Source organism: Streptomyces sp. NPDC050439, assembly GCF_040655335.1.
Taxonomy (GTDB): Bacteria; Actinomycetota; Actinomycetes; order Streptomycetales; family Streptomycetaceae; genus Streptomyces.
The window spans coordinates 129,296-153,514 of record NZ_JBFAJT010000006.1; the positions used below are offsets into that span (position 1 = coordinate 129,296).

General features: G+C 71.0%; 25 protein-coding genes and 1 tRNA gene. 20 read left to right on the forward strand and 6 right to left on the reverse strand.

The window, feature by feature from the left end:
* Nucleotides 1-53: 53 nt before the first annotated feature.
* Complete coding sequence (locus AB0I66_RS25060; RefSeq protein ID WP_363210182.1) at nt 54-1,433, reverse strand: FAD-binding oxidoreductase; 1,380 nt, start codon at nt 1,431-1,433, stop codon at nt 54-56.
* Between the two features lie 391 nt (nt 1,434-1,824).
* Between AB0I66_RS25060 and AB0I66_RS25065 the strand changes: the two genes are divergently transcribed.
* Nucleotides 1,825-2,778 (forward strand): ATP-binding cassette domain-containing protein, encoded by a 954-nt coding sequence (locus tag AB0I66_RS25065; protein WP_363210183.1) that lies wholly within the window; start codon nt 1,825-1,827, stop codon nt 2,776-2,778.
* A 74-nt stretch (nt 2,779-2,852) separates the two neighbouring features.
* Nucleotides 2,853-3,677: an ABC transporter permease gene (locus AB0I66_RS25070; RefSeq protein WP_363210184.1), complete on the forward strand. Its 825-nt coding sequence runs from the start codon at nt 2,853-2,855 to the stop codon at nt 3,675-3,677.
* A gap of 45 nt (nt 3,678-3,722) precedes the next feature.
* On the opposite strand, the gene AB0I66_RS25075 is transcribed toward AB0I66_RS25070, so the two are convergent.
* Together AB0I66_RS25075 and AB0I66_RS25080 are read right to left on the reverse strand one after the other, a co-directional pair.
* Entirely contained in the window at nt 3,723-6,968 is a 3,246-nt protein-coding gene (locus AB0I66_RS25075; RefSeq protein WP_363210185.1) for a BTAD domain-containing putative transcriptional regulator, read from the reverse strand.
* An 8-nt stretch (nt 6,969-6,976) separates the two neighbouring features.
* Nucleotides 6,977-7,462 carry a cupin domain-containing protein gene (locus AB0I66_RS25080; RefSeq protein WP_363210186.1) on the reverse strand — a complete coding sequence of 162 codons (486 nt, stop codon included), beginning with the start codon at nt 7,460-7,462 and terminating at the stop codon, nt 6,977-6,979.
* Nucleotides 7,463-7,603: 141 nt separating this feature from the next.
* On the opposite strand from AB0I66_RS25080, the gene AB0I66_RS25085 reads away from it, so the two are divergent.
* The 5 genes from AB0I66_RS25085 to AB0I66_RS25105 all read left to right on the forward strand — a co-directional run bounded on the left by AB0I66_RS25085 (nt 7,604) and on the right by AB0I66_RS25105 (nt 11,064).
* Nucleotides 7,604-8,503 carry a LysR family transcriptional regulator gene (locus AB0I66_RS25085; RefSeq protein ID WP_363210187.1) on the forward strand — a complete coding sequence of 300 codons (900 nt, stop codon included), beginning with the start codon at nt 7,604-7,606 and terminating at the stop codon, nt 8,501-8,503.
* 38 nt (nt 8,504-8,541) lie between these two features.
* Nucleotides 8,542-9,738: a cation:proton antiporter gene (locus AB0I66_RS25090; RefSeq protein ID WP_363210188.1), complete on the forward strand. Its 1,197-nt coding sequence runs from the start codon at nt 8,542-8,544 to the stop codon at nt 9,736-9,738.
* A gap of 57 nt (nt 9,739-9,795) precedes the next feature.
* Nucleotides 9,796-10,377 carry an HhH-GPD-type base excision DNA repair protein gene (locus AB0I66_RS25095; RefSeq protein ID WP_363210189.1) on the forward strand — a complete coding sequence of 194 codons (582 nt, stop codon included), beginning with the start codon at nt 9,796-9,798 and terminating at the stop codon, nt 10,375-10,377.
* Nucleotides 10,378-10,546: 169 nt separating this feature from the next.
* A complete protein-coding gene (locus AB0I66_RS25100; RefSeq protein WP_363210190.1) occupies nt 10,547-10,858 on the forward strand; it encodes a hypothetical protein in 312 nt (103 codons plus the stop codon).
* A gap of 53 nt (nt 10,859-10,911) precedes the next feature.
* Nucleotides 10,912-11,064 (forward strand): hypothetical protein, encoded by a 153-nt coding sequence (locus tag AB0I66_RS25105; protein ID WP_363210191.1) that lies wholly within the window; start codon nt 10,912-10,914, stop codon nt 11,062-11,064.
* 208 nt (nt 11,065-11,272) lie between these two features.
* Here AB0I66_RS25105 and AB0I66_RS25110 read toward each other — a convergent pair whose 3' ends face one another.
* On the reverse strand, nt 11,273-12,826 hold the full coding sequence (locus tag AB0I66_RS25110; RefSeq protein WP_363210192.1) for a helicase HerA-like domain-containing protein: 1,554 nt from the start codon (nt 12,824-12,826) through the stop codon (nt 11,273-11,275).
* 270 nt (nt 12,827-13,096) lie between these two features.
* Between AB0I66_RS25110 and AB0I66_RS25115 the strand changes: the two genes are divergently transcribed.
* Nucleotides 13,097-13,393 (forward strand): type II toxin-antitoxin system VapB family antitoxin, encoded by a 297-nt coding sequence (locus AB0I66_RS25115; protein ID WP_003955420.1) that lies wholly within the window; start codon nt 13,097-13,099, stop codon nt 13,391-13,393.
* A gap of 170 nt (nt 13,394-13,563) precedes the next feature.
* Nucleotides 13,564-14,211, forward strand: a complete 648-nt coding sequence (locus AB0I66_RS25120) for a LytR C-terminal domain-containing protein (protein ID WP_363210193.1) — start codon at nt 13,564-13,566, stop codon at nt 14,209-14,211.
* Between the two features lie 3 nt (nt 14,212-14,214).
* On the opposite strand, the gene upp is transcribed toward AB0I66_RS25120, so the two are convergent.
* On the reverse strand, nt 14,215-14,850 hold the full coding sequence (upp, locus tag AB0I66_RS25125; protein ID WP_363210194.1) for a uracil phosphoribosyltransferase: 636 nt from the start codon (nt 14,848-14,850) through the stop codon (nt 14,215-14,217).
* A 141-nt stretch (nt 14,851-14,991) separates the two neighbouring features.
* Here upp and AB0I66_RS25130 point away from each other — a divergent pair, with 141 nt between their 5' ends.
* From AB0I66_RS25130 to AB0I66_RS25170, 9 genes are all read left to right on the forward strand, one after another.
* The gene (locus AB0I66_RS25130; RefSeq protein ID WP_363210195.1) at nt 14,992-15,177 is read left to right on the forward strand and encodes a hypothetical protein; all 186 of its coding nucleotides are present in this window, start codon (nt 14,992-14,994) and stop codon (nt 15,175-15,177) included.
* Nucleotides 15,178-15,382: 205 nt separating this feature from the next.
* Nucleotides 15,383-15,955 carry a hypothetical protein gene (locus AB0I66_RS25135; RefSeq protein ID WP_363210196.1) on the forward strand — a complete coding sequence of 191 codons (573 nt, stop codon included), beginning with the start codon at nt 15,383-15,385 and terminating at the stop codon, nt 15,953-15,955.
* Between the two features lie 62 nt (nt 15,956-16,017).
* Entirely contained in the window at nt 16,018-16,449 is a 432-nt protein-coding gene (tadA, locus tag AB0I66_RS25140) for a tRNA adenosine(34) deaminase TadA (RefSeq protein ID WP_363210663.1), read from the forward strand.
* A gap of 58 nt (nt 16,450-16,507) precedes the next feature.
* Nucleotides 16,508-16,592, forward strand: a tRNA-Ser gene (locus AB0I66_RS25145).
* 396 nt (nt 16,593-16,988) lie between these two features.
* Nucleotides 16,989-17,168, forward strand: coding sequence for a hypothetical protein (locus tag AB0I66_RS25150; RefSeq protein WP_160505981.1), 180 nt, complete (start codon nt 16,989-16,991; stop codon nt 17,166-17,168).
* 52 nt (nt 17,169-17,220) lie between these two features.
* Nucleotides 17,221-17,514, forward strand: a complete 294-nt coding sequence (locus AB0I66_RS25155; RefSeq protein ID WP_363210197.1) for a Dabb family protein — start codon at nt 17,221-17,223, stop codon at nt 17,512-17,514.
* 236 nt (nt 17,515-17,750) lie between these two features.
* Nucleotides 17,751-18,656 (forward strand): SigB/SigF/SigG family RNA polymerase sigma factor, encoded by a 906-nt coding sequence (locus AB0I66_RS25160; RefSeq protein WP_363210198.1) that lies wholly within the window; start codon nt 17,751-17,753, stop codon nt 18,654-18,656.
* 244 nt (nt 18,657-18,900) lie between these two features.
* Nucleotides 18,901-19,776, forward strand: a complete 876-nt coding sequence (locus tag AB0I66_RS25165; protein ID WP_363210199.1) for an RNA polymerase sigma factor SigF — start codon at nt 18,901-18,903, stop codon at nt 19,774-19,776.
* 107 nt (nt 19,777-19,883) lie between these two features.
* Nucleotides 19,884-20,657: a hypothetical protein gene (locus tag AB0I66_RS25170; protein WP_363210200.1), complete on the forward strand. Its 774-nt coding sequence runs from the start codon at nt 19,884-19,886 to the stop codon at nt 20,655-20,657.
* 125 nt (nt 20,658-20,782) lie between these two features.
* Here the strand turns inward: AB0I66_RS25170 and AB0I66_RS25175 are convergent, their stop codons facing one another.
* Entirely contained in the window at nt 20,783-20,986 is a 204-nt protein-coding gene (locus AB0I66_RS25175) for a hypothetical protein (protein WP_363210201.1), read from the reverse strand.
* A gap of 172 nt (nt 20,987-21,158) precedes the next feature.
* On the opposite strand from AB0I66_RS25175, the gene AB0I66_RS25180 reads away from it, so the two are divergent.
* Nucleotides 21,159-21,638 (forward strand): MarR family transcriptional regulator, encoded by a 480-nt coding sequence (locus tag AB0I66_RS25180; protein ID WP_363210202.1) that lies wholly within the window; start codon nt 21,159-21,161, stop codon nt 21,636-21,638.
* Nucleotides 21,639-21,652: 14 nt separating this feature from the next.
* A complete protein-coding gene (locus AB0I66_RS25185; protein WP_363210203.1) occupies nt 21,653-24,184 on the forward strand; it encodes an MFS transporter in 2,532 nt (843 codons plus the stop codon).
* Nucleotides 24,185-24,219: the final 35 nt, after the last annotated feature.

A 24,219-nucleotide genomic window follows, 5' to 3' on the forward strand; every position in this document is an offset into this window, starting at 1 on the left:
TCGAGTGATGAGGTGAGTGATGGGTCGGTCGGTCGTCGCTTCGCGACGCGGGGTCACGGTGCCGGGGCGATGTTCTGGTTGGCGTGGAAGAGATTGGCCGGGTCGTACGCGTTCTTGATGCGGGTGAGGCGGGCGTAGTGGTCCCGGTAGGTGGCCCGCACGCGGCTGTGGCTCTCGTCCTCGCCGATGAAGTTCACGTACGCGCCGCCCATGGAGTGCGGGTGCAGCTCCTCCCAGTAGTCGACGCACCACTGCCTGATCGCCCCGGCGTTGGCCGGGTCCGGGTCGATGCCGCCGATGACCCCGGACCAGACCGCGTCGCGGTAGCCCCACGCGGTGTCCTCCTGGTCGACGCGGGCGGCGGCGCCGTCGACGGGGTAGAGGTGCATCGTCGACAGGTCGGTGGGGAGGTTCTCGGCGTACTTTTTGTGCACGTCGATCGCGTCGTCGGTGATCCGGTCGAAGAAGTCGCCGCGCCAGTACCACTGGAGGCCGGCGGGGATCAGCTCGTCGAACATGGTCTGCAGCGCCGGGTAGGGCATCGGCGCGGTGAAGTGGAAGGCGGGCGGGCCCGGTTCGCGTACGGCGGCCAGGGCGTCCCCGGCGTCGTCCGGGTCGCCGGTCCAGCACCACACGACACCGCACATCTTCTGGCCGTGGATCTCCTCCGGGAACGGCGGGCCCGGCGGAACGGTGAGCGCGGCGAAGAAGCCGTTCAGGTCGTCGGGTGCCTGCGGCAGGAAGTCGCGGTACCAGCGCAGTACGTCACCGGTCAGGTCGACCGGCCACACGGTGGCCCCGGCGACCACGTCGCCCACCGGGTGCAGCCGGAAGCGGAACGAGGTGACGACGCCGAAGTTGCCGCCTCCGCCGCGCAGCGCCCAGAACAGGTCCGGGTGCTGGGACTCGCTGGCGGTGACGAAGCTGCCGTCGGCGAGCACCACGTCCGCGGCGACGAGGTTGTCGATCGTCAGGCCGTACTTGCGGGTGAGGTGGCCGTGCCCGCCGCCGAGGGTGAGGCCGCCGACGCCCGTCGTCGACATGATCCCGGCGGGGGTGGCGAGGCCGAAGGCGTGGGCGGCGTGGTCCAGGTCGCCCAGCTGGCTGCCGCCGCCGACCCGGGCCGTCCTCGCCACGGGGTCGACGCGCGCCCAGCGCATCGGCGAGAGGTCGATGGTGACCGCGTCGTCCACCTCACAGAGCCCGGCGCCGCTGTGGCCGCCGCCGCGGACGGCGAGTTCCAGGCCCCGGTCGCGGACGAAGTCGACGGCGGCCATGACGTCCGCCGCGTCCGCACACCGCACCAGGGCGGCCGGGCGGCGGTCGATCATCGCGTTGTAGATCGTGCGGGCCCGGTCGTATTCAGGGTCCGTCGGACCGATGACCGGGCCGCGCAGCGCGGCTCTCATGTCTTCGAGGGTGCTGCCGTCCATGACGGACTCCTTGCCGAGGCGCACACCGCTTCTCGCCACCGGCCTCGCGACCGGCCTCCCCCTGTCGGGCCGTCGGTGAGCGGTGCGTGCGCCGGCGTCCTGGCGCCCCCCGTCAGCCGCGGAGCCGACATCTTCCACCAGCCCCAGAGCTGACTTCTCCAGCGTCCCGCCGTTCGGCCATGACCGCAATTCATCGGCCGTGACCGCGAATCCGTGACCGCTGTTCATGGGCGCCGCCGCTCCAACTGACAGGCACCGACAGGCGCTGACAGCTTCTGTCAGCTTGCCGTCCGCCCGCTGTCAGCGGCCCCCGGCATCGTCTTGCTCGTCGAGAAGGACAGGACGCAGCACAGGACGAGAGGCCCGGACAGGGCCGCGGAGGAGAACCACGATGTCGTACGCCATCAAGGCCGAGGGTCTGGTCAAGAAGTACGGGGACTTCGTCGCGCTGGACGGCGTCGACCTGGAGGTCCCGGCCGGGCAGGTGATCGGGGTGCTCGGTCCGAACGGTGCCGGGAAGACCACCACCGTGCGCATCCTGTCGACGCTGCTGCGGCCCGACGCGGGGCACGCCACCGTCGGGGGCCACGACGTGGTCAGGGACCAGGTGCGGGTCCGCGGCCTGATCGGGCTCACCGGTCAGTGCGCCTCCGTGGACGAGGAGCTGTCCGGCGCCGAGAACCTCGTGCTCCTCGGGCGGCTGCTCGATCTGTCGCGGCGGGACGCCAAGGCGCGGGCCGCCGAGCTCCTTGAGCAGTTCGAGCTGACGGAGGCCGCCCAGCGGCCGATCAGCACCTTCTCCGGAGGGATGCGGCGTCGGCTCGACCTCGCGGCGAGCCTCGTCGGACGGCCCGAGGTGCTGTACCTGGACGAGCCGACCACCGGTCTGGACCCGCATGCCCGCAAGGAGGTCTGGTCGGTCGTGCGGCGGCTCGTCGCCGACGGCGCCACCGTGCTGCTCACCACGCAGTATCTGGAGGAGGCCGATCAACTGGCCGATTCCATCACCGTGTTCGACCGTGGCCGGGTCGTCGCGGAGGGGCGTCCCGACGAGCTCAAGCGGCGGGTCGGCGGTCAGACGCTGCAGGTGCGGCCGACCGTCGCCGGTGACCTGGACGTCGTGAGCGGCATCCTCGCCGAGCTGACCGGCACCGCGCCCCAGCGGGACACCGACAACGGTCTGCTCACCGTGCCGGTCGACGACCCGATGCTCGTCTCCGCCCTCGTACGACGCCTCGACGGGGCCGGCATCACGGCCGACGAGCTGGGGCTGCGCCTGCCCAGCCTGGACGAGGTGTTCCTGGCGCTCACGGGCGGGGCGGCGAAGAAGGCCGCCGTCGGGTGAGCGGTCACCACGCCGCGACCCGACGCCCCGACCACCGCACGCAGACCACGACCTCACGCCGAAAAGGACCCGCCATGAGCACCGTCACCCTCCCGCACGCCCCTCGGTCGGCCGCCCCCGCGCTCCGCATCACCCCGGCCAAGGCCGCCCGCCACAGCCTCGCGCTCGCCGGGCGCGGCATCACCAAGTTCGTCAAGTCGCCCGCACGGCTCGTCGACGTCGTCCTCACGCCGATCGTCTTCCTGCTGATGTTCGTCTACCTCTTCGGTGGCGCCATCGCGGGCGGCGACACCGACGCCTACCTGCAGATGATCACGCCCGGCATCATGGTGATGACCGTCTTCCAGGCCAGCATCGGCATCGGCGTCTCCCTCAACGCCGACTCCGGCACCGGCATCTTCGACCGCTTCCGCAGCATGCCGATCGCCCGCTCTGCGCCGCTGATCGGCGCGGTGCTCGCCGACGTCGTCCGGTACGTGGTCTGCCTCGTCACGCTGGTCGCCCTCGCCCTGGTCATGGGCTATCGGCCCGACACCGACCCGGTGGCGGCACTGGCCGCGCTCGCGGTGCTCATCGGCTTCGCCGTCAGCTTCTCGTGGATGTCGGTGTATGTCGGCATGCTGGTCAAGACGCCCGGCTCGGTGCAGGGCCTGATGACCGTCCTGGTCCTGCCGCTCACCTTCGCCAGCAACGTCTTCGTGCCGGACACCACCATGCCGGGCTGGCTGCAGGTCTGGTCGGACGTGAACCCGGTCAGCCTGATGTCGGACACCATGCGCGGCCTGCTCAACGGCGGCGAGGTCGCGACACCGCTCCTCGGCGGCCTGGCCTGGATGGTCGGCGTGATCGCGGTCTTCGCACCCCTCGCGATGCGGGCCTACCGCAAGCGCGCCGCCTGAGCCGCCGTCACCGCCGCCGTCACCAGCACGCCCCCGGAGTACACCTCACCAGTACGACGTCACCGGCTGACCGGCCTCCCCGGTCAGTCGGTTCAGTGCGTCCGCCCTCGGGAGCCCCGCACCCAGGCCGTACGCCTCCTCGTACCCGGCGGCGCCGAGCCGCCCCGTCACCTCGCCCACCAGCTCCCGCAGCTGCGGATCCCCCTCGTCGAACACACCCCGGACGACCTGGCTCATGCCCAGCGCGGTGGCCGCCCCCGCCGCGTCACCCTCCGACAGGAGCAGCCGGGCCAGGAGTTCGGCGGCCCGCGCGATGTCCGCGACCTCGCCCCGGGCGAAGGCGCCGCTCACCGCTCTCGGCAGGAGCTCGCGCGCCCGTACGGTGTCGCCCTGCGCGAGCCGGTTCGCCATGCGGGCGCCCGCGATCAGGTCGCGGGCCATGTCGTCGGGGAGCGTGAGCCGGTCGGCGACGCTGTCCAGGCGGTCGAGGATCAGGTCGGCCTGCTCCCACTCGCCCGACCTGCGGTGCAGATCGGCCAGGCTGAACAGCATCTCGGCCTCCATCCGCCGGTAGCCCCGCTCCTTGGCCTGCCGCTGTGCCGCGTGGATGTCCCGCAGGGCGCCCTCCCGGTCACCGCTGCGCAGCCGCTCCGCCGCGAGCCGGGCCAGGCTGTTGAACAGGTCGTCCTCGGCGCCCAGTTCACCGCTGACGGCCACCGCTCCGGCGTACGCGGCGATCGCCTCGCCGTGCTCCCCGCGCAGGGAGTGGTCACCGCCGACGGCGAGCAGCGCCAGGCCGAGGCCCCACCGGTCGCCCACCGCCTCGAAGCCCTCCAGGGCCGCGCGGCGCGCCTCGGCTCCCGCGGGCTGCTCGCCCCGCCCGGTGAGCACGAAGTCCCGCGCCCAGTGCGCGGTCGCCCGCACCCAGGGCTCCGGCCGCTCCGCCGCGCGCCGCAGGCCGCTCTCGCCCAGGTCGGAGTTGCCGGTGAGGAACGCGAGCATCGGTATCCACAGCAGCAGCGCCGGGTGGAACTCTCCGGCGTCGGCCCGCTCGCAGTCCTCGATCAGGGTCCGTACGGGGATGTCGTCGGAGTCCGCGGCTCCGGGCGTGCCCGCCATCAGGCGCACCACGCGGAAGGCGGCCCGCGCCCGGCCGGGCAGGGCCTCGTCGAAGGTGAGCACCTCGGCGAGGAACGTCTCGAACTGGGTGCTCATCCCCCTGATCCCCCAGTACCAGAACAGCGCGCGCACGAACCGGGACGCCAGGGCCGCGTCCCGGGCCTCGAAGGCGCCGCGCAGGGCGGCGACCAGGTTGTCGTGCTCGGCGTCGAACAGCGCGAGCGAGCGGAGCTGGTCGCCGGTGCGCAGAGCGGGTTCGTGGTGCTCCGCGAGGGCGAGGAAGTAGGTGGCGAAGCGGTCCGCGGTACGGGCGCCGGCGCCGCCCTCGGGCAAGGGTGCGGCCTCCGCCTCCGCCTCGGCCAGGCGGCCCGCCGCGAAGGCGCGCACCGTCTCCGACATCCGGTAGCGCTGCTCGCCGTCGGCGTCATCGGAGGTCTCCACGAGGGATTTCTCCACCAGGGAGCCGAGGACGTACAGCACGTCGTCGGCCGGCAGCGTCTCGTCCGAGCAGACCGCCTCCAGGGCCGCGACGGTCGCCCCGCCGGGGAACACCGACAGCCTGCGGGCGAGGAGACGCTCGGGCTCGTCGAGCAGGTCCCAGCTCCACTCGACGAGCGCGTGCAGCGTGCGCTGGCGCGGCAGCGCGGTCCTGCTCCCCGAGGTGAGCAGCCGGAACCGGTCGTCGAGGCGGCGCGCGATCTGGCCGACGCTCATCGAACGCAGCTTGGCCGCGGCCAGTTCGAGGGCGAGCGGGAGGCCGTCGAGACGCCGGCAGATCTCCACCACCGGGTCCACGGTGGACGCGTCGAGCGCGAAGCCGGGCCGTACCCCGGACGCCCGGTCGGTGAAGAGGCGTACCGCCGCCGAGTCCGCCGCCTCCGCGAGCTCCGGGGTCCCCGTGGGCACCCCGAGCGGCCCGAGGTGGCACAGCGCCTCGCCGGTGATGGCGAGGGGTTCCCTGCTGGTGGCGAGGATGCTCAGGTGCGGGAGGCGCTCCAGGAGTTCGTGCGCCAGGTCCGCCGACGCCTCCACCAGGTGCTCGCAGTTGTCCAGGACGAGGACGGTCTCGCCGACGTCGAGCACCTCGGTCACGCGGTCGACCCCCGCGCCGCCACCGGCCGGGCCTCCGCCGCCGGACGTCACCGATCCCGTGCTGAGCGCGGCGTGCACGGCGTCCGCCAGCTGGTCCGGGGTGCCCACACCGGCCAGCGGCACGAACCACACCCGGCCGAGCCGGTGGGCCCGGTGCCGGGTGACGGCTTCGAGCGCCAGCCTGGTCTTGCCCGCGCCGCCTGGCCCGACGAGCGTGACGAGACGGGAGGCGGCGAGGAGCGCGGCGACCTCGTCGAGTTCGGCGTCACGGCCGACGAAGCTGGTGAGGCGGGCGGGGAGGCGGTCCGGTGCGGGGGCGGCTCCGGTGCGTGCGGGCGGCAGCTTCAACTCCCCGCGCAGGAGCGCGAGATGGACGGCTTTCAGTTCGGCGGACGGGTCCACGCCGAGTTCGTCGTCGAGCCGTCCCCGCATCTCCTCGTACACGCCGAGCGCGTCGGCGTTACGGCCCGCGGCGGACAGCGCGCGCATCCGCAGGGCGGCCGTGCGCTCGCTCAACGGGCGTTCCGCGCCCGCCGATTCGAGGTCGGCGAGAACGTCGGCGTACCGCCCGATGCGCAGTTCCGCGTCGAAGCGGTCCTCGGCTGCGGCGGTCCGCAGGTCGTCGAGACGGGCGGCCGCGGGGCGGGCGAAGGGGGCGTCGAGGATGTCCGTGAGGGCCGGGCCCCGCCACAGGGCGAGGGCGTCGGCGAGTGTCGACGCGGCCTCCGCCGGGCGTTCCGCGGCCAGTTCACGCCTGCCCTGCGCGGCCAGCGCCTCGAAGCGGTGCGCGTCCACGTCGTCGGCGTCCACCGTGACGCGGTAGCCGCCCGCGACCGCTTCCACCGTCCCGGCGCCGCGCAGCGCCTTGCGCAGCCGGGACACGAGCGCCTGGAGGGCGTTGCCCGCGTCCGCGGGCGGCTGCTCGCCCCACAGGCCGTCGACCAGCGCGTCGACGGAGACCGGGCGCCCGCCTTCCAGGGCGAGCCGCGCGAGCAGCATGCGCAGCCGTACGCCGCCCAGGGCGAGGGGCTCCGCGTCGCCGGCGGTGACTTCGAGCGGGCCGAGCAGGCAGATCTTCACCGGGGTCCTCAGCCCTCGACGAAGTAGCTGTCGTGCTTGACGAGGAACTCGCCGAACTCCTTGCCGCCCTTCTGGGCCATCTCCGCCACCTGCTCGAAGTACTCCTCGCGCGGGGCGCCCGGCGCGAACAGCAGGAGCATGGAGGCGGGGTCGTCGCCGTCGTTCTTGAAGGCGTGCAGGCCGCCGACCGGGACGTACAGGAAGTCGCCGGGACCGCCGGTGATCCAGCGCTCGCCGTTGTAGAGCTGGACCTGGCCGGACAGGACGAAGAAGGACTCCGAGATCGCCTTGTGGAAGTGGGTCTTCGGACCGGGGGACTTCGGGCCCAAGTCCACCTTGTAAAGGCCGAATTCACCGCCGGTCGAGGCGTGCGTGGCCAGGTAGTGCGTGCGGTTGCCGCCGGGGCGTACCAGCTCGGGCTCCTGGTCGGCCGGCCTGAACACGGCGTTGATCTCGCCCTCTTCGCCGAGATAGCGGGGCTCCGGGTAGGACATGGTCCGCTCCTTGCGTCGTGACAGGGTCAGTTGTCGCTCATTGGCAGTTGTCGCTCCCTGGTTGCCGACCTTATCCAGTGGCTGCCCGCTCACCCTGTTAGTTGTGCGAAAGGGTTGCCGGGCGGGATTAAGGTGACCTGCATGCTTGATACGCGGCGCATGCAGGTCCTGCGGGCAGTGGTCACCAGTGGCTCCGTGACCGCGGCGGCACGCAACCTCGGGTACACGCCCTCCGCGGTCAGCCAGCAGATGGCGGCCCTGGAGAAGGAGGCGGGCATCGCCCTCCTGGAGCGCACCGGCCGCGGGGTGCGGGCGACGGACGCCGGGCGGCTGCTCACCGAGTACGCGGTCGCGATCGGCAACCAGCTCGCCGAGGCGGAGACGGCGCTGGCCGAGCTGCGGGCGGGGCGGACGGGCCGGGTCGCCATGCGGTACTTCACGACGGCGGGCGCCAAGCTGGTCGCCCCGGCCCTGGCCGCGCTCCGGCGCGCGCAGCCGGGTGTGCAGGTCGAGTTGAAGCTGTCGGACCCCGACGATCCGCTGCCCGCCGTCCGGGACCGGCAGGCCGACCTCGCCCTCGTGGTCAGGCCGCGGGGCCAACTGGGCGTGGAGGGTGTCCGGTTCGAGCATCTTCTGGACGACCGGTACCAGGCGGTGCTGCCCGCGGGTCACCCCCTGGCCGCGAAGCAGCTCCTGGAGATGACGGACCTGGCCGACGAGCCGTGGGTGGCGAGCGAGTCGCCGGGGCCCTGCCTCGACCCCATCCTCGACGCGTGCGGGTCGGCCGGTTTCAGCCCGGACTTCGTGGTGGAGAGCGGGGACTACGCCACGGCGCAGGGCTTCGTCGCCGCGGGGCTCGGCGTCAGCCTCGTACCGGAACTGGGCCTGGACACGCCCCACCCCGGTGTCGTCGTCCGCGAGGTCCGCAATCCGGTGCCGCTCCGGTCGATCCACGCGGCGGTGCGGGGTCCGGCGCCGGACCGTCCGGCGGTCGGCGGCCTCCTGGACGCGCTCCGGGCCACGGCGGCTCAGCTGCCCTAAGGCCAGACATTTGCCCTTCTTTAGGTTAAATACAACCTATGTCGCAGCCGGGGACCCTCATCCTGATCATGGCCATCGCCGTGCTCGCACCCCTCCTCACCCACGGCTTCAGCCGCTGGCTCCCCGTCCCCCTGGTCATCTTCGAGATCCTGCTCGGCATCCTCATCGGCCCCGACGTGCTGGCGTGGGCCCACCAGGACGCGGCCATCGACATGCTCTCGGACCTCGGCCTCTCGATGCTGATCTTCCTCGCGGGTTACGAGATCCAGTTCGGCGCCGTCCGCGGCGACACCCTGCGCCGTTCGGTGTGGGCGTGGGTGATCTCGCTGGCGCTCGGCCTCGGCGTCGCGTTCGCGCTGACCGGAGGCGCCGTCACCAAGAGCTTCGTCATCGGCACGGCGCTGACCAGCACCGCGCTCGCCACGGTGCTCCCGATCCTGCGCGACTCCGGGGACCTGCGGGGCCGCTTCGGGACGGTGATGATGGCCTTCGGCGCGGTCGGCGAGTTCGGCCCGATCATCGCGATGTCGCTGCTCCTGAGCGGACGCTCCCCCGGCGTCTCGACCGTGGTGCTCGTCGCCTTCGCCGCCGTCACGGCCGCCGCGGTCTGCTGGGCGCTGCGGCCGAGGCCTCCCTGGTTCTCCCAGGTCATCGCCAAGACCCTGCACAGCAGCGGCCAGTTCGCGGTGCGCTTCGTCATGCTGCTGCTCGCCGCGATGCTCGGCCTCTCGTACGCCTTCGGCCTCGACACGCTCCTGGGCGCGTTCGCGGCGGGCCTGCTCACCCGGCTCGTGCTGCAGGGCGCGGTGCCCGGGAGCAGCGAGGTGATCCTCGGGAAGATCGAGGCGATGGGCTTCGGCTTCCTGGTGCCGGTCTTCTTCATCGTCACCGGCATCGACTTCGACCTGGACGCCCTGCTGAGCGGCGGCCGCGCGCTCGTCCTGCTGCCCGCCTTCCTCCTCCTCTTCCTCGTCGTGCGCGGCCTGCCGGTGTACTTCCTGGCCCCTCGTGACCTGGCCGCGCACGACCGGCGCGCGCTCACGCTCTACTCCTCGACGGCCCTGCCGCTCGTCGTCGCGATCACCACCATCGGCCTCGACGACAAGGCGCTGACGGCGGGGGAGGCCGCGGCGCTCGTCGGGGCCGCGATGGTGTCGGTGCTCGTCTTCCCGCTCCTCGCGCTGAGGCTGCGGGCACGTTCGCCGCGCAGCCTCAGCGTTCCCGGCACCGGCTGAGGTCCTGCTGCCGGGCCTCCCCGTGCGGAGCCCCTCGTGGCGCGGGATGATCACTCCATGGACGTCACCCTGCACCTGGCCCAGGAGCCGGAAGCCGATGAGCTCCTCGGCCGCAGTCCGCTGGCCGCGCTCGTCGGGATGCTGCTGGACCAGCAGGTTCCGATGGAGTGGGCGTTCGCGGGCCCGCACACGATCGCGCGGCGGTTGAACGCGGACGATCTCGACGCGCACGAGATCGCCGCGTACGACCCCGATGAGTTCGCCGCCCTGCTCTCCACGAAGCCCGCGGTGCACCGTTATCCGGGGTCGATGGCGAAACGGATCCAGCAGCTGTGCGCGTACCTCGTGGAGCATTACGGGGGTGACCCCGCCGCCCTGTGGGAGGGCGCCGCGTCCGGCAAGGATCTCCTGCAGCGGCTGAACGACCTCCCCGGCTTCGGCAAGCAGAAGTCCCAGATCTTCCTGGCCCTGCTCGGCAAGCAGCTGGGCGTACGCCCCGAGGGGTGGCGGGAGGCTGCGGGGGCTTACGGGGAGCCGGAGGCGTACCGCTCCGTCGCGGACATCACGGGCCCCGAATCCCTTCAGCGGGTCCGCGCCCACAAGCAGCAGCTCAAAGCGGCGAAGGCCTCCGGCCAGTAACCCCCGGACCAGTAACCCCCGGTCCAGTTGCCCCGCACCTCTCCCCACCGAACGGGCCTCTCCCACCCACCCGCCCGAGTGCCCCGCACACCCCCGCCCTCGTAGCCCAAGAGGGCGGATCTGCGTGTCGGGGTACAGCAATGGGGGTTGGCCGTGGGAGATGACCCTCATGAGCCGCGCCGCGTCCCCCCGCCCCGCGTGGCTGCGTGCTGCTCTCATTCTGTTGGCCCTGCTCGGCACCGTCCTCGCCCCCGCGACCCCCTCCGAAGCCGTCTCCGCCCCGCCCGCGGTCGTCTCCGGCGAGCCCGCCGGGGAGGCCCATCAAGACACCGTCGACAGTTCCGTCCGGGTGTCCGGCAGGCGGGCCGTCGCCGTCAGCGTTCCGGCCGCCCGGCGCCGGACCCCGCGCCGGAGCCTCCCTCTCCCCGCCCGGTGTCGCAGACACGTACCCGCGCCACGCTCCGTCGTCCTCCGCTGCTGACAGGTCCGCTCCCCCCGCGACCACGTCCACCACAGCAGCGAGGACAGACACCCATGCCCATCGACCCGTACGCGGCCCTGCACGCCCTCCTCCGCGCCGAAGCCGTGCGCAACGCACCTGCCCCGGCGCAGCCGGAAGAGGCCGATCAGCAGCAGGAAAGGGAGAAGGAGCAGGAGCGGGGCGTGCAGACCACGCGCGACCTCTAGGTCCCTTCTGGTGGATCTCTGTGGAAGAAGGAGCGGCGTTCGGTGCGTGCGCTCGGCGCGCGGTGTGAAGGGTCATGTGGCGGAGCCACCTGTCCCTTTGCGCCGTGCGGCGAGAGTGCGTGCCGGGCGTCGCGACGCCACAGAGATCCATCACAAGGGGCCTAGGCCCACCAGGCGCAGACGCCGACGCCAGGCGCCCCCGCCAGGATCAGCGTCTGCGCCGCGCCGTCCCGAACACCGACCGCGAGATCTCCCGCCCGATCTGCGTCCCCAACGACCGCGCGAGCGACTTGAAGATCCCGCTCCCCACCACCTGGTCCACCACGGACCCGGGAGCCTGCGACGCCTTGCCGCCCTCCGCCCCCGCCTTCCCCGCCTTCCCCGCCTTCGCCGCCTCCGCGGCCGCCGCGACCTCCGCGGCCGCCTCCTCCGCCTCCGCCTGACGCGCGGTCAGCTTCTCGTACGCCGACTCCCGGTCGACCGCCTCCGCGTACCGCCCGTACAGCGGCGAACCCTTCACCGCCGCGTCGAGCGCACCGGCTTCCACCGGCCCCATCAGCGACTCCGGGGCCCGCAGCCGTGTCACGGCCACCGGCGTGGGCGCGCCCTTCTCGCTCAGTACGGTGATCACCGCCTCGCCCGTGCCGAGCGTGGTCAGCGTCTCCTCCAGGTCGTACGCCGAGTCCGGGAACGTGCGGACCGTCGCCCTCAGCGCCTTCTGGTCGTCCGGGGTGAAGGCCCGCAGCGCGTGCTGGACGCGGTTGCCCAGCTGGGCGAGGACATCGGACGGCACGTCCTTCGGCGTCTGCGTCACGAAGAAGACGCCGACCCCTTTCGAGCGGATCAGCCGCACGGTCTGCGTGATCGCCTCCAGGAACGCCTTCGACGCCCCGTTGAAGAGCAGGTGCGCCTCGTCGAAGAAGAAGACGAGCTTCGGCTTCTCCACGTCGCCCACCTCGGGCAGGTCGTTGTAGAGGTCCGCGAGGAGCCACATCAGGAACGTCGAGAACAGCTGCGGCTTGTCCTGCACGGCCGGCAGTTCGAGGACCGACACCAGGCCCCGCCCGTCCGGCACCGCCCGCAGGAACTCGCTCGTGTCGAACTCCGGCTCCCCGAAGAAGTCCCCCATGCCCTGCGCCTCGAAGGCGGTCAGCGCCCGCAGGATGACGCCCGCGGTGACCGTGGAGAGCCCGCCGATCCCCTTCAGCTCGGACTTGCCCTCGTCCGACGTCAGGAACGTCACCACGGCCCGCAGGTCCTTCAGGTCGACCAGTTCAAGCCCTTTCTGATCGGCGTAGTAGAAGATCAGGCCGAGCGACTGCTCCTGCGTCTGGTTCAGCTGGAGCACCTTCGAGAGCAGCACGGGACCGAAGCTCGTGATCGTGGCCCGTACCGGAATCCCGGTGCCGATCCCGCCCAGCGCGTAGAACTCGCTCGGGAAGCCCGTCGCCTCCCACGTCTGCCCGACCTCCCGCGCCCGCCCGGCGACCTTCTCGCCGCTCTCCCCGGGGGCCGAGATCCCGGAGACGTCCCCCTTGATGTCGGCGAGGAACACCGGCACGCCCTGCGCGGCCAGCTGTTCGGCGATGAGCTGGAGGGTTTTCGTCTTTCCGGTGCCGGTCGCGCCTGCGACGAGCCCGTGCCGGTTGAGCATGGCCAGCGGAATCCGGATCTGGGCGTCGGGGAGGCACTGTCCGTCCCACAGGAGCGCGCCGAGGTCCAGCGCGGGCCCGGCGAAGGCATACCCGGAGACGATCTCCATCGCTTCCTGCGGCAGCGCGGCACCCCCGTGCCCGGCACCCGCACCCCCACCGGAACCTTCCCCTCCGGTCGTCACCCCTGTGACCGGCGAAGACACGTTAGAGGGGTTTGAGGTCCCCGTGATGGACGGGATCGGATGGCTCTCGCTCACTTCTGCCCCTGTTCCCGGCTTGCGCGTTCCCGGTTTGCCCCGATATCAGACGTCATTTCCCAGAGTCGCACTGCGTCTCCATGGCTGCGCCCGGAGAGCCTCGCCCGGTAGGCTTTCCGTGTGATCTTCAAGCGCATCGGAAACGGCCGGCCGTACCCCGACCACGGCCGGGAAAGCACCCGGCAGTGGGCGGACGTCGCGCCGCGCCCGGTCCGCCTCGATCAGCTCGTGACGACCAAGGGCCAGCTGGACCTAGAGACACTCCTCGCGGAGGACTCGACGTTCTACGGCGACCTGTTCGCGCACGTGGTGAAGTGGCAGGGCGACCTGTACCTGGAAGACGGACTGCACCGCGCGGTCCGCGCGGCGCTCCAGCAGCGCCAGGTGCTGCACGCCCGCGTACTCGAACTGGGCTGACGGCGGCACACACACAGCCGTGACAACGGGCACGCGTGTCACACGCGTGCCCACCTCACGTTCACACCCGTGCCCGCGCCCACACCCTCATTGGCCCTTTCGGGTTGGACTGCGCCCGAGCCAATGATCATTTAGTAGGCATCACGGCGTCGTCGCACTACGCTGCGCCCATGAGCATGCTCACTCCCCCCGGCATGGGCGGCAAGTACCGCATCACGGGGGCCAAGTACCCGCGAATGCGCCGGCCCCGCGGCCGCCGCAGGCTCGTGCTCGCGGTGGTCGCGTCCGTCGTGGCGGTCGGCCTGATCGGCTGGGGAACACTGCAGCTCATCGACGTCTTCACGGGCGGCGACAAGGCCACCGCGGCGAGCTCGCGCAGCGGCTGCGCGGCCAAGCCCGCCCCCTCGGCCTCGCAGGCAGCCCCCAAGGCGCTGCCCAAGCCGGGCCAGGTCAAGGTCAACGTCTACAACGCCACGCCCCGCTCCGGCCTCGCCAAGGACGTGGCGGCCGAACTCAAGAAGCGCGGCTTCACCATCGGCAAGGTGGACAACGCGCCGAAGGAGTACGACAAGAAGGTCAAGGGCACCGGGATGCTGCTCGGCGCCAAGACCGCCACGGACACCGCGCTGCCGGTGCTCGGCACGCAGCTCGCGGGCACCGAGAGCAAGGCCGACGCCCGCAAGAGCGGCGAGGTCGACCTCATCCTGGGCACGAAGTTCAAGGATCTGGCAAAGAAAGAGGACGCCGACAAGGCTCTGGCGGTGCTCGCCGAGCCCAAGCCGGCGCCCTCGACGTCCGACGGCAAGAAGGACTGCTGAGCGCTACTCCGCGGTCCCGTACATCCGGTCCCCGGCGTCGCCGAGGCCCGGCACGATGTAGCCGTTCTCGTTCAGCCGCTCGTCCACCGACGCCGTCACGACCGTCACCGGCGTGCCCGCGAGCTCACGCTCCATGATCTCGACGCCCTCGGGCGCGGCGAGGAGCACCACGGCGGTGACATCGTCGGCGCCGCGCTTGATCAGTTCCTGGATGGCCGCGACGAGCGTGCCGCCGGTGGCCAGCATCGGGTCCAGGACGTACACCTGACGCCCGGAGAGGTCCTCCGGCATGCGCGTCGCGTACGTCGACGCCTGCAGGGTCTCCTCGTCGCGGATCATCCCGAGGAAGCCCACCTCGGCGGTCGGCAGGAGCCGCACCATGCCGTCCAGCATGCCGAGCCCGGCGCGCAGGATCGGCACCACCAGGGGGCGCGGGTGCGACAGCTTGACGCCGGTCGTCGGGGTGACCGGGGTCTCGATGTCGACCTGCTCGGTGCGCACGTCCCGGGTGGCCTCGTACGCGAGCAGGGTGACCAGCTCGTCGGCGAGGCGCCGGAAGGTAGGGGAGTCGGTGCGCTTGTCGCGCAGCGTGGTGAGTTTGTGCGCCACCAGCGGGTGGTCGACGACGTGGATACGCATGCCTTCAACGGTAACCGCGCCCGGGACCACCTGGTCTCCCCTCGTCACGGGCACCTCCGGCGCCGCCCCGCGCCGGCCCGCGCTGGCATCAAACCCGCCGTACGGGGGAAAGTGGACGTACGACCTGGGGTGGTGTTGCCCATGCCGGACAGAGAGCCCGGCGGCCGAGAGCCGGACCGCGAGACCGAAGCCGAGCGCGGCCGCCGTCGTGCCCAGTTCCTGCGCGAAAGGGCCGAGGCCCTTGAGCTCCGCGACCGGGTGAAGCCGCGCCGCGCCCGGGCGGCACGGATGCGTCAGCAGATGCGTATGCGCACGTTCCGCTGGTAGCGGCCACCTCTCACGCAGGCGTCGGGGAGCTGTCCGGGAGACGCGACGCGGACACAGCGGGCGGAAGACCTCTCCTCAGGCCGTGGTTTCTGCCACGATTCCGAGTGGGCGGGGCATGGAACAGCAACTCCCCCGCTCCCCGAACTCGCCGGGGGGACACCCAAACCGTCAACCGGCACTGTCTATGACCAGTGGGAGAGTCACGGTGTACTTCGCCGCACTGCTCGCGCGCACCGAAGACGGGTGGGAAGCGAGCGACACGGAGCTCGACGATGTGGAGACCCTGTCGGATCTCGCCGACCTGGCCCGTGAGGCCACGGCCGGAAGCGCCGAGGACGACACCGTCCTCGTCTTCATCGAACAGGAGGGCGCCTGGTTCGGCGTCGTCCGTGTGGACGGTGAGGAGGACCCTCGTATCTACGTCTCGGACGCGGCCGCGGCCGCCCGGAGTTCGTACGGCGAGATCCTGCTCACCGACGAGATGCTCGGCCGCGAGCCGGGCAACGACGATCCGGGCGTCGATCTGGACGCCCTCGACCTGGACGGCACGGAGGACGGCGAACCCGCCGGCTCCGACGCCGCCCCCGATTCCGCCGCTGACGACGAACCGGGGGACGCCTCGGGCGACGCGGTGCCCGCGGGGCCCCTCGGCGACTCCGAGCTGATGGCCGACCTCGGCGTGCCCGAGAAGGACCTGCTCGGTCTGGAGCCCGGTGACGCGCTCAGCGACATCGCCGAGATCCTCGGGGCGGCGGAGGTGCTCGAGGCCGTCCGTTAGGTTCAGGTGTGACCGAAACCGGGCGAGAAGCCGATCCCGTGCGCGACCGCTGGCGGGCCGCCATGCGGCTCGCCCTGGCAGAGGCCGAACTGGCCGCGCAGGGCGGCGACGTGCCCGTCGGCGCCGTCGTGCTGTCCCCGGACGGCACGACGGTGCTCGCGTCGGGCCACAACGAACGCGAGGCGACCGGCGACCCGACGGCGCACGCGGAGGTCCTCGCCGTGCGCCGGGCCGCTGCCGCGCTCGGGGAATGGCGGCTCACCGGCTGCACGCTGGTGGTGACCCTGGAGCCCTGCACGATGTGCGCGGGCGCGCTCGTCCAGTCCCGGGTCGACCGGGTCGTCTACGGAGCGCGTGACGAGAAGGCGGGCGCCGCGGGTTCCGTGTGGGACGTCGTACGCGACAGAAGGCTCAACCACCGGCCCGAGGTGATCGAGGGAGTGCTCGCGGAAGAGACCGCGGGGGTGCTCACGCGCTTCTTCCGGGAACGCTGAGCGGCCCTCCGGGATACGGATTTCTGACCACGGCCCTCTTTGGGCTAGAGTTCCTCTCGGTAGCGTGTCCGAGCGGCCGAAGGAGCTCGCCTCGAAAGCGAGTGTGGGGAAACTCACCGTGGGTTCAAATCCCACCGCTACCGCTCTTGAAACGAAAGCCCCGTCCGCGAGGACGGGGCTTTCGTCGTTCAGGAAGTGGTCTGGACGGTGTCAGGGCGGGGCGTGTGGACGGGGGGAGCGGCATCGGGGGGACAAGCCGCTCCCCCCGATGAGGACCGGAACCCCTAAGCCAGCGCCGTCTTCCGGGGGGAAGCCGACGGCGCGTGACCCCGCAGTGGGGCCAGTCCCGTGCCCGCGGATTCCTGCCAGATCCGCCGGGCACAGCACCCATCCTGCGCCCGGCGCCACCGGGGGCGGCACGGCAAAGGGCCTCTGCTGCCGGGCCGTTGGTCCTTAAAGACCTTGTGAGCACTGGCCGGGTTAGACTCACCGCCGTCACAGGGGCCACAGAGCGCAGCAGGTAAGGGGAGGCCGAGAGCATGGCGGTGCAGTGGAAAAAGATCGGGCTCTTCGCGCTCGTCGTCTTCATGCTCTACGTGATCATCACTGACCCGGCCAAGGCCGCGGACTACGTCCAGATAGGCTTCGAGGCGGTCTCGGACGCCGCTCAGAGCATCGGCGACTTCATGACGTGGGTCGCCAACGGAGGCAAGGACTGAGCGGCTCGGCCCGCCGTCCTCACCCTCCTCTCCCCGCTTCCCAGGAGTGCGCATGATCCGCCATCTGGTCCTCTTCAAGCTCAACGACGGTGTGGAGCGCGACGAGCCGCGCGTCGTCGAGGGCGTCAAGGCCTTCCGCGCGCTCGGCGAGCAGATCCCGGAGCTGGCGTTCTGGGAGTGCGAGTGGAACATCACCGACCGGCCCATCGCGTACGACTTCGCCATCAACTCGGCGGTCGAGGACACCGATGCGCTGAAGCGGTACATCGAGCACCCGGCCCATCAGGCGGGCGTCGCGCTGTGGCGGGAGTTCGCCACGTGGGTGATCGCCGACTACGAGTACTGAGCCACCCGGCTCAGCACCCCCGCCCGAAGCGGCCCCTCACCGGAACGGTGAGGGGCTTTTCTGCGTCTTATGGCCCAACTTGGCCCACAACACGTAGTTATCGGGTGCTTGCACACAGTGCACATGTCTTGTGATGCTATGACCGCTTTTGACGGATGAGTTGACGAAGGTCGACTGATCTTGACTGAGCTCGACAGGACTTGACTTGGCTTGACCGAGAAGGGGTGGCGTTGACCGTGCCGGCCAGTACTGCGCCCGAAGCACCACCCGTGACCCCGCAGGCGAGCAGCCCCGGCCCACCTGGCGCACAGATCGCCGGCAGCCCCCAGAACGCGCCGGCCCTCCAGGACACGCAGCCGGCCCCCAGCACCCCCAGCAGCAGGGGCGCCGACACCCGGGCCCTCACCCAGGTGCTCTTCGGCCAGCTCAAGGGCCTGGAGCCGGGCAGCCCCGAGCACGGCCGCGTCCGCGGTGCGCTCATCGAGGCCAACCTCCCCCTGGTGCGGTATGCCGCCGCCCGCTTCCGCAGCCGCAATGAGCCGATGGAGGACGTCGTCCAGGTCGGCACGATCGGTCTGATCAACGCCATCGACCGCTTCGACCCCGAGCGCGGCGTGCAGTTCCCGACCTTCGCGATGCCCACCGTGGTCGGCGAGATCAAGCGGTACTTCCGCGACAACGTACGAACGGTCCATGTGCCGCGCCGTCTTCACGAGCTGTGGGTGCAGGTGACCGGGGCGACCGAGGACCTCACCACGGCCCACGGGCGCTCGCCCACGACCGCGGAGATCGCCGAACGGCTGCGGATCACCGAGGAGGAGGTCCTGGCCTGCATCGAGGCCGGACGTTCGTACCACGCCACTTCGTTGGAAGCGGCTCAGGAGGGCGACGGCCTGCCCGGCCTGCTCGACCGGCTCGGCTATGAGGACCCGGCACTCGACGGCGTCGAGCACCGCGATCTCGTCCGTCATCTTCTCGTCCAACTGCCCGAGCGCGAACAGCGCATCCTGCTGCTGCGCTACTACAGCAATCTGACGCAATCACAGATCAGCGCCGAATTGGGCGTTTCTCAGATGCATGTGTCAAGACTGCTGGCCAGAAGCTTCGCGCGACTTCGATCCGCAAACCGTATCGAGGCGTAACCGTATCGAGTGGACTGCCTCGATGGCGGTTCCCGACGATCTCGCGTGCAGAAATGCCCCAGACCCCCTCTTTCCTGCATCGATGTCACCCTTCTTTGTCGACATGTAACTACAGCGTGTTGCCGACATGTGACATTCTGCTGGAACCGCGTTTGCCGGAGCCCCACGTCCGGTATTCAGGTGGAGGCTGCGTTCCTCCGACGGGAACGTCCGCCGCGACCGTCCGCGACCTCAAGGGGGTGGCATGTCCGCAGACCAGGGCAGCTCGAAGGTGCTCACGCTCACGAAGAGCGAATCAGCGCCGAGCGAATCAGCGCCTGACGCGCTTGTGAGTTCAGTAGTTTCCGGGACTTCCGGAGCCATCGACACCCGCACCCTGTCCCGCTCCCTGTTCCTGCGGCTCGCCGCGCTCGACCAGGACAGCCCGGAGCGTGTCTACGTCAGAGACACGCTGATCGAGCTCAACCTCCCCCTCGTCCGGTACGCGGCGGCGCGCTTCCGCAGCCGGAACGAACCGATGGAGGACATCGTCCAGGTCGGCACGATCGGCCTGATTAAGGCGATCGACCGCTTCGACTGCGAACGGGGCGTGGAATTCCCGACGTTCGCGATGCCGACGGTCGTCGGTGAGATCAAGCGCTTCTTCCGCGACACCAGTTGGTCGGTGCGCGTCCCGCGCCGCCTCCAGGAGCTGCGGCTCGCGCTGACGAAGACGAGCGACGAGCTGGCGCAGCGCCTGGACCGCTCGCCCACCGTCCCCGAACTCGCCAAGGCGCTCGGGGTGTCCGAGGAGGACGTGGTCGACGGCCTGGCCGTCGGGAACGCGTACACCGCCTCCTCGCTCGACTCCCCGGCACCCGAGGACGACGGCGGCGAGGGCTCCCTCGCGGACCGCCTGGGGTACGAGGACAGCGCACTGGAAGGCGTCGAGTACCGCGAGTCGCTCAAGCCGCTGCTCGCCAAGCTCCCGCCGCGCGAGCGCCGCATCATCATGCTGCGCTTCTTCGCGAACATGACGCAGTCGCAGATCGGCGAGGAAGTCGGCATCTCCCAGATGCACGTCTCGCGCCTGCTCACGCGGACGCTCTCGCAGCTGCGCGAAGGTCTCATCGCGGATTGATGTCGCTCCCCCTGTGGCCCAAGACACCGCAGGGGAGCAGGAGTTGCCGTAGGCCTACAGTTGCTGACGGGGTTCCTAATTGACGACCCGTCAGCCACACTGTCGCGATGCGACGTGGCATGCGGAACGTACTGAGTGCGTCTACGGCTGCCCTGTGCCTGGGCGGGCTCCTCGCGGCCTGCGGCGGCGGGGACGGCGACGGCTATGTGGCCACGGGGCCGGCTGCGGCGGGGCCTGAGCGGGCGCCGGGGCAGGGTGTCGCCCCCACCGGGGACGTGGAGTTGGTTCCCTTGGACGGCCAGTCGCCTCCCGGCAAGGGCGACGACAGGCGTGACGGCTCCGGGTCGCCGGAGCCCGGCTCCCCTGACTCCTCCGACAAGTCCTCTGCCGACGAGGCCAGTTCAGACTCTCCGGCCGCCTCGGACAGCAGTGACTCCCCGGCCGACGGCGCCAAGTCCGGGCGTACGGAGAGCAGTTCCGGAAGCGGCTCAGCGGGGCGCTCTGAGGGCTCTGGGGCCTCTGGGGGCCCGAGTGGCTCTCCCTCCGCGCCCGGTGGCTCCAGCGGGCCCAGCGGGCCCGCGAAGCTCAGCGTCGGTGAGCCGCAGCGGAAGCCCGCGGACGATCGCTGGTGCGAGAAAGTGACCGTCTCCTTCCGGAACACCGGCGGATCGCCGGTGCGGTCCGGCACGGTCACCTTCGGTACGCATGTCATCGGTGCGCTCGGCGTCGACTGGGCCACGCTTGAATCCACGGAGAAGCTTCCCGCACCCATTGGTGCGGGGGAGACCGTGAAGAAGACCTGGCCTGTGTGTGTGGAGGCCTGGCGGGTGCCGCTGGGGATGCATGTGGAGACGCGGGACGTCTCGGTGAAGTGGGATTAGCGAGTTCTCTGTCCGCGGGCCGGCTGTGGCTGGTCGCGCAGTTCCCCGCGCCCCTGAACGCCCCTCCGGGGCGTCCTGAGGCGCCCCTCCGGGGCGCTCCAGGGCACCCGTCCCGGCCGGGAGGTCTACTTCAGCGCCAGCCAAGCCACCCCCGCGATCACCACGATCGCGAGGACGACGCCGATGATCAGGCCGACGCGCGGGCCCGCGGACGCGGTCGCCGGCTGCTGGGTGCGGCCCTGCGGGGACTCGTCGACGAAGGCGCGGAACATCTGCGTGCTGCCGGCGGGGTCGGGGGTGTTCTGGGGGCCCTGGGGGTTGTGTGCCATAGCGCAGGACCCTAGCGAATCAGCGGGGGTCCGCCCAACCCCCGCTGACCATGGACTTTACGAGCGCTCCCCCAGACCTTTGCCGACTCTTTAGGGCGTTGGTCCAGTTTTAGTTTGCCTGCGGCAACCAACTGTCTCTATGGTTGCCCTAAGCAACAACATAGGAGGTGCCGTGGCCGCGCAGCGTCATTACGAGGAGCTGGCCCGACAGCTCAGCGCCATCGGTGCCGTGAAGCGTGGCCTCGGCAGAGGCTTGCCGCACGACTGCCCCGGCGGGTCCGCCGCCGTACTCATCCTGCTCGACCGGCACGGAGAGATGCGGATGAGCAGGCTCGCCGAGCTGCTCGCCGTGGACATGTCGGTGACCAGTCGCCACGTGGCCCATGTCGCCGAGAAGGAGTGGATCCTGCGGGACCCCGACCCGGCCGACAAGCGCTCCCGGATCCTGCGCCTGACCCCCGAGGGCAAGGCAAAGGTCAACGAGCTGTCCGACCTGTCCATCAGGACACTCACCCACTACTTGCATGACTGGTCAGACGACGAGGTCGTCCAGCTCAGCACGCTGCTCGCGCGACTGCGCGACAGCTTCGGGGACTGCCGTGCGGCTTCGGCCCGGCTCCCCCTGGAAGAGACCACCCGTACACCCGCGTAACGAAGAGGAAGCCCATGGCAACAACCACACCATCCGGTGTGCGGGGCAGCCACGCCAAGCACGGAGCGGCGCATGACGCGTCCGCCCCGATGACACACCGGCAGATCATGGAGGCCCTCTCCGGCCTCCTGCTCGGCATGTTCGTCGCGATCCTGTCGTCGACGATCGTCTCCAACGCCCTGCCTGAAATCATCGGCGACCTGGGCGGCGGCCAGTCCGCCTACACCTGGGTCGTCACCGCCTCGCTCCTGGCGATGACGGCGACCACGCCCCTGTGGGGCAAGCTGTCGGACCTCTTCAGCAAGAAGGCCCTGGTCCAGATAGCCCTGATCATCTACGTCGGCGGCTCGGTCGTCGCGGGTCTCTCGCAGAGCGCCGAGATGCTGATCGCCTGCCGTGTCGTGCAGGGCATCGGCGTGGGCGGTCTCTCCGCCCTCGCGCAGATCGTGATGGCCGCGATGATCTCCCCGCGCGAGCGGGGCCGCTACTCCGGCTACCTCGGCGCGACCTTCGCCGTCGCCACCGTCGGCGGCCCGCTGCTCGGCGGTGTCATCACCGACACCTCGTGGCTGGGCTGGCGCTGGTGCTTCTACGTCGGTGTGCCCTTCGCGATCATCGCCCTGATCGTCCTGCAGAAGACCCTGAAGCTCCCCGTCGTGAAGCGGGACGTCAAGGTCGACTGGGGCGGCGCCTTCTTCATCACGGCGGCCGTCTGCCTGCTCCTGGTCTGGGTGACCTTCGCGGGCGACAAGTACGACTGGATGTCCTGGCAGACCGGCGCCATGGTCGGCGGTTCGATCGTCCTCGGCCTGCTCTTCCTGCTCGTCGAGTCCAAGGCGAGCGAGCCGATCATCCCGCTGCGCCTCTTCCGCAACCGCACCATCACCCTCGCCTCGCTCGCCTCGCTCTTCGTGGGTGTCGGCATGTTCGCGGGCACGGTGTTCTTCAGCCAGTACTTCCAGCTGGCGCGCGACAAGTCGCCGACGATGTCCGGCGTCATGACGATCCCGATGATCGGTGGCCTGTTCATCTCCTCGACGGTGTCGGGGCAGATCATCACCAAGACCGGCAAGTGGAAGGTCTGGCTGGTCGCCGGCGGTGCGCTCCTGACCGCGGGTCTGGGCCTGCTCGGCACCATGCGGTACGACACCGAGTACTGGCACATCGCGATCTTCATGGCGCTGATGGGTCTCGGCATCGGCATGATGATGCAGAACCTGGTGCTCGCCACGCAGAACCAGGTCGCTCCCGAGGACCTCGGCTCCGCGAGCTCGGTCGTCACCTTCTTCCGTTCCCTCGGTGGCGCCATCGGCGTCTCGGCGCTCGGCGCCGTGATGGCCACCCGCATCACCGACTACGTGAAGGACGGCCTGGCCGACCTCGGCCCCAAGGCCGCGCAGGCGGGGCACGGCGGCACGGGTGGCGGCGCCATCCCGGACCTGGACAAGCTCCCGGCCCCGTTCCGCACGGTCATGGAGAGCGCCTACGGGCACGGCATCGCCGACGTCTTCCTGATCGCCGCGCCGCTGGCGTTCCTCGCCTTCCTCATCACGATCTTCATCAAGGAGGTTCCGTTGCGTACGTCGGGTGCGCTGGCGCAGGCCAACGAGGCGTCCGAGTCTCCGGCCGCCTCTCCCGCCTCTCCCGCCACGGCCGACACGGCAGCCACCGAGCAGCCCGTCCTCGCCTCCGTCGGCGCGCACACCGAGACGGGCCCCGACGGCACGCAGAAGCTCGCCGCCCTGGCCTCGTCGGCCGCCGGTGACGCCCCTCTGCAGACCACCGGCGGCACTCCCGTCCGCGGCTTCGTCCGCGGCGCGGAGAGCACCCCGGTCCCGCGGGCCGCGGTCACGCTGATCTCCCTCGGGGGACGGCAGCTGGGCCGCTCGGTCGCGCAGGGCGACGGGTCCTACGCGGTCGACGCCCCCGGCGCCGGCTCGTACGTGCTGATCGCGTCGGCCGACGGCTTCCAGCCGCAGGCCTCCACGATCGTCGTCTCCGACGAGGCCCTGACGTACGACATCCTGCTGAGCGGCACGAGCGGCCTCAGCGGTGTGGTGCGGGCCTCCGACGGCAAGCTGCCGGTCGCGGGCGCCATGGTCATCGTGACCGACGTGCGCGGCGACGTCCTGGCCACCGGGCTCACCGGTGAGCAGGGCGAGTTCACCTTCGCCGAGCTGGTGCCCGGCCAGGTCACCATCGCGGTGAACGCCGCGGGGCACCGTCCGATGGCGCTGCCCGTCGAGGTCGGCGCGGTCGGTGTCACCCGGGTCGAGGTCGAGCTCAACTCCGGTTCGCAGGTGCTCGGCACCGTGCGTGCCGCGGGCGGGCCGCTGAACGACGCGCGGGTCACGCTGGTGGACGCGGCGGGCAACGTCGTCGCCACCGCGACCACCGGCTCGGACGGCGCGTACGCCTTCACCGACCTGGACAGCGGCGAGTACACGGTCATCGCGACCGGTTACCCGCCGGTCGCGACGGGCCTGACCGTCGCCGGTGAAGGTGTCGGCGACCACGACATCGAACTCGCCCACCCGGGCGAGTAGTTGACCCCGGCCCGTGCGCGCGCTTTCGAGCGGAT

Bases quoted from the DNA above. Each gene is read 5' to 3' on its own strand.
- AB0I66_RS25060 (WP_363210182.1), bottom strand. From the start codon at position 1,433: ATGGACGGCAGCACCCTCGAAGACATGAGAGCCGCGCTGCGCGGCCCG.
- AB0I66_RS25065 (WP_363210183.1), top strand. From the start codon at position 1,825: ATGTCGTACGCCATCAAGGCCGAGGGTCTGGTCAAGAAGTACGGGGAC.
- AB0I66_RS25070 (WP_363210184.1), top strand. From the start codon at position 2,853: ATGAGCACCGTCACCCTCCCGCACGCCCCTCGGTCGGCCGCCCCCGCG.
- AB0I66_RS25080 (WP_363210186.1), bottom strand. From the start codon at position 7,462: ATGTCCTACCCGGAGCCCCGCTATCTCGGCGAAGAGGGCGAGATCAAC.
- AB0I66_RS25085 (WP_363210187.1), top strand. From the start codon at position 7,604: ATGCTTGATACGCGGCGCATGCAGGTCCTGCGGGCAGTGGTCACCAGT.
- AB0I66_RS25090 (WP_363210188.1), top strand. From the start codon at position 8,542: ATGTCGCAGCCGGGGACCCTCATCCTGATCATGGCCATCGCCGTGCTC.
- AB0I66_RS25095 (WP_363210189.1), top strand. From the start codon at position 9,796: ATGGACGTCACCCTGCACCTGGCCCAGGAGCCGGAAGCCGATGAGCTC.
- AB0I66_RS25100 (WP_363210190.1), top strand. From the start codon at position 10,547: ATGAGCCGCGCCGCGTCCCCCCGCCCCGCGTGGCTGCGTGCTGCTCTC.
- AB0I66_RS25105 (WP_363210191.1), top strand. From the start codon at position 10,912: ATGCCCATCGACCCGTACGCGGCCCTGCACGCCCTCCTCCGCGCCGAA.
- AB0I66_RS25110 (WP_363210192.1), bottom strand. From the start codon at position 12,826: ATGGAGATCGTCTCCGGGTATGCCTTCGCCGGGCCCGCGCTGGACCTC.
- AB0I66_RS25120 (WP_363210193.1), top strand. From the start codon at position 13,564: ATGAGCATGCTCACTCCCCCCGGCATGGGCGGCAAGTACCGCATCACG.
- upp (WP_363210194.1), bottom strand. From the start codon at position 14,850: ATGCGTATCCACGTCGTCGACCACCCGCTGGTGGCGCACAAACTCACC.
- AB0I66_RS25130 (WP_363210195.1), top strand. From the start codon at position 14,992: ATGCCGGACAGAGAGCCCGGCGGCCGAGAGCCGGACCGCGAGACCGAA.
- tadA (WP_363210663.1), top strand. From the start codon at position 16,018: ATGCGGCTCGCCCTGGCAGAGGCCGAACTGGCCGCGCAGGGCGGCGAC.
- AB0I66_RS25150 (WP_160505981.1), top strand. From the start codon at position 16,989: ATGGCGGTGCAGTGGAAAAAGATCGGGCTCTTCGCGCTCGTCGTCTTC.
- AB0I66_RS25155 (WP_363210197.1), top strand. From the start codon at position 17,221: ATGATCCGCCATCTGGTCCTCTTCAAGCTCAACGACGGTGTGGAGCGC.
- AB0I66_RS25165 (WP_363210199.1), top strand. From the start codon at position 18,901: ATGTCCGCAGACCAGGGCAGCTCGAAGGTGCTCACGCTCACGAAGAGC.
- AB0I66_RS25170 (WP_363210200.1), top strand. From the start codon at position 19,884: ATGCGACGTGGCATGCGGAACGTACTGAGTGCGTCTACGGCTGCCCTG.
- AB0I66_RS25175 (WP_363210201.1), bottom strand. From the start codon at position 20,986: ATGGCACACAACCCCCAGGGCCCCCAGAACACCCCCGACCCCGCCGGC.
- AB0I66_RS25185 (WP_363210203.1), top strand. From the start codon at position 21,653: ATGGCAACAACCACACCATCCGGTGTGCGGGGCAGCCACGCCAAGCAC.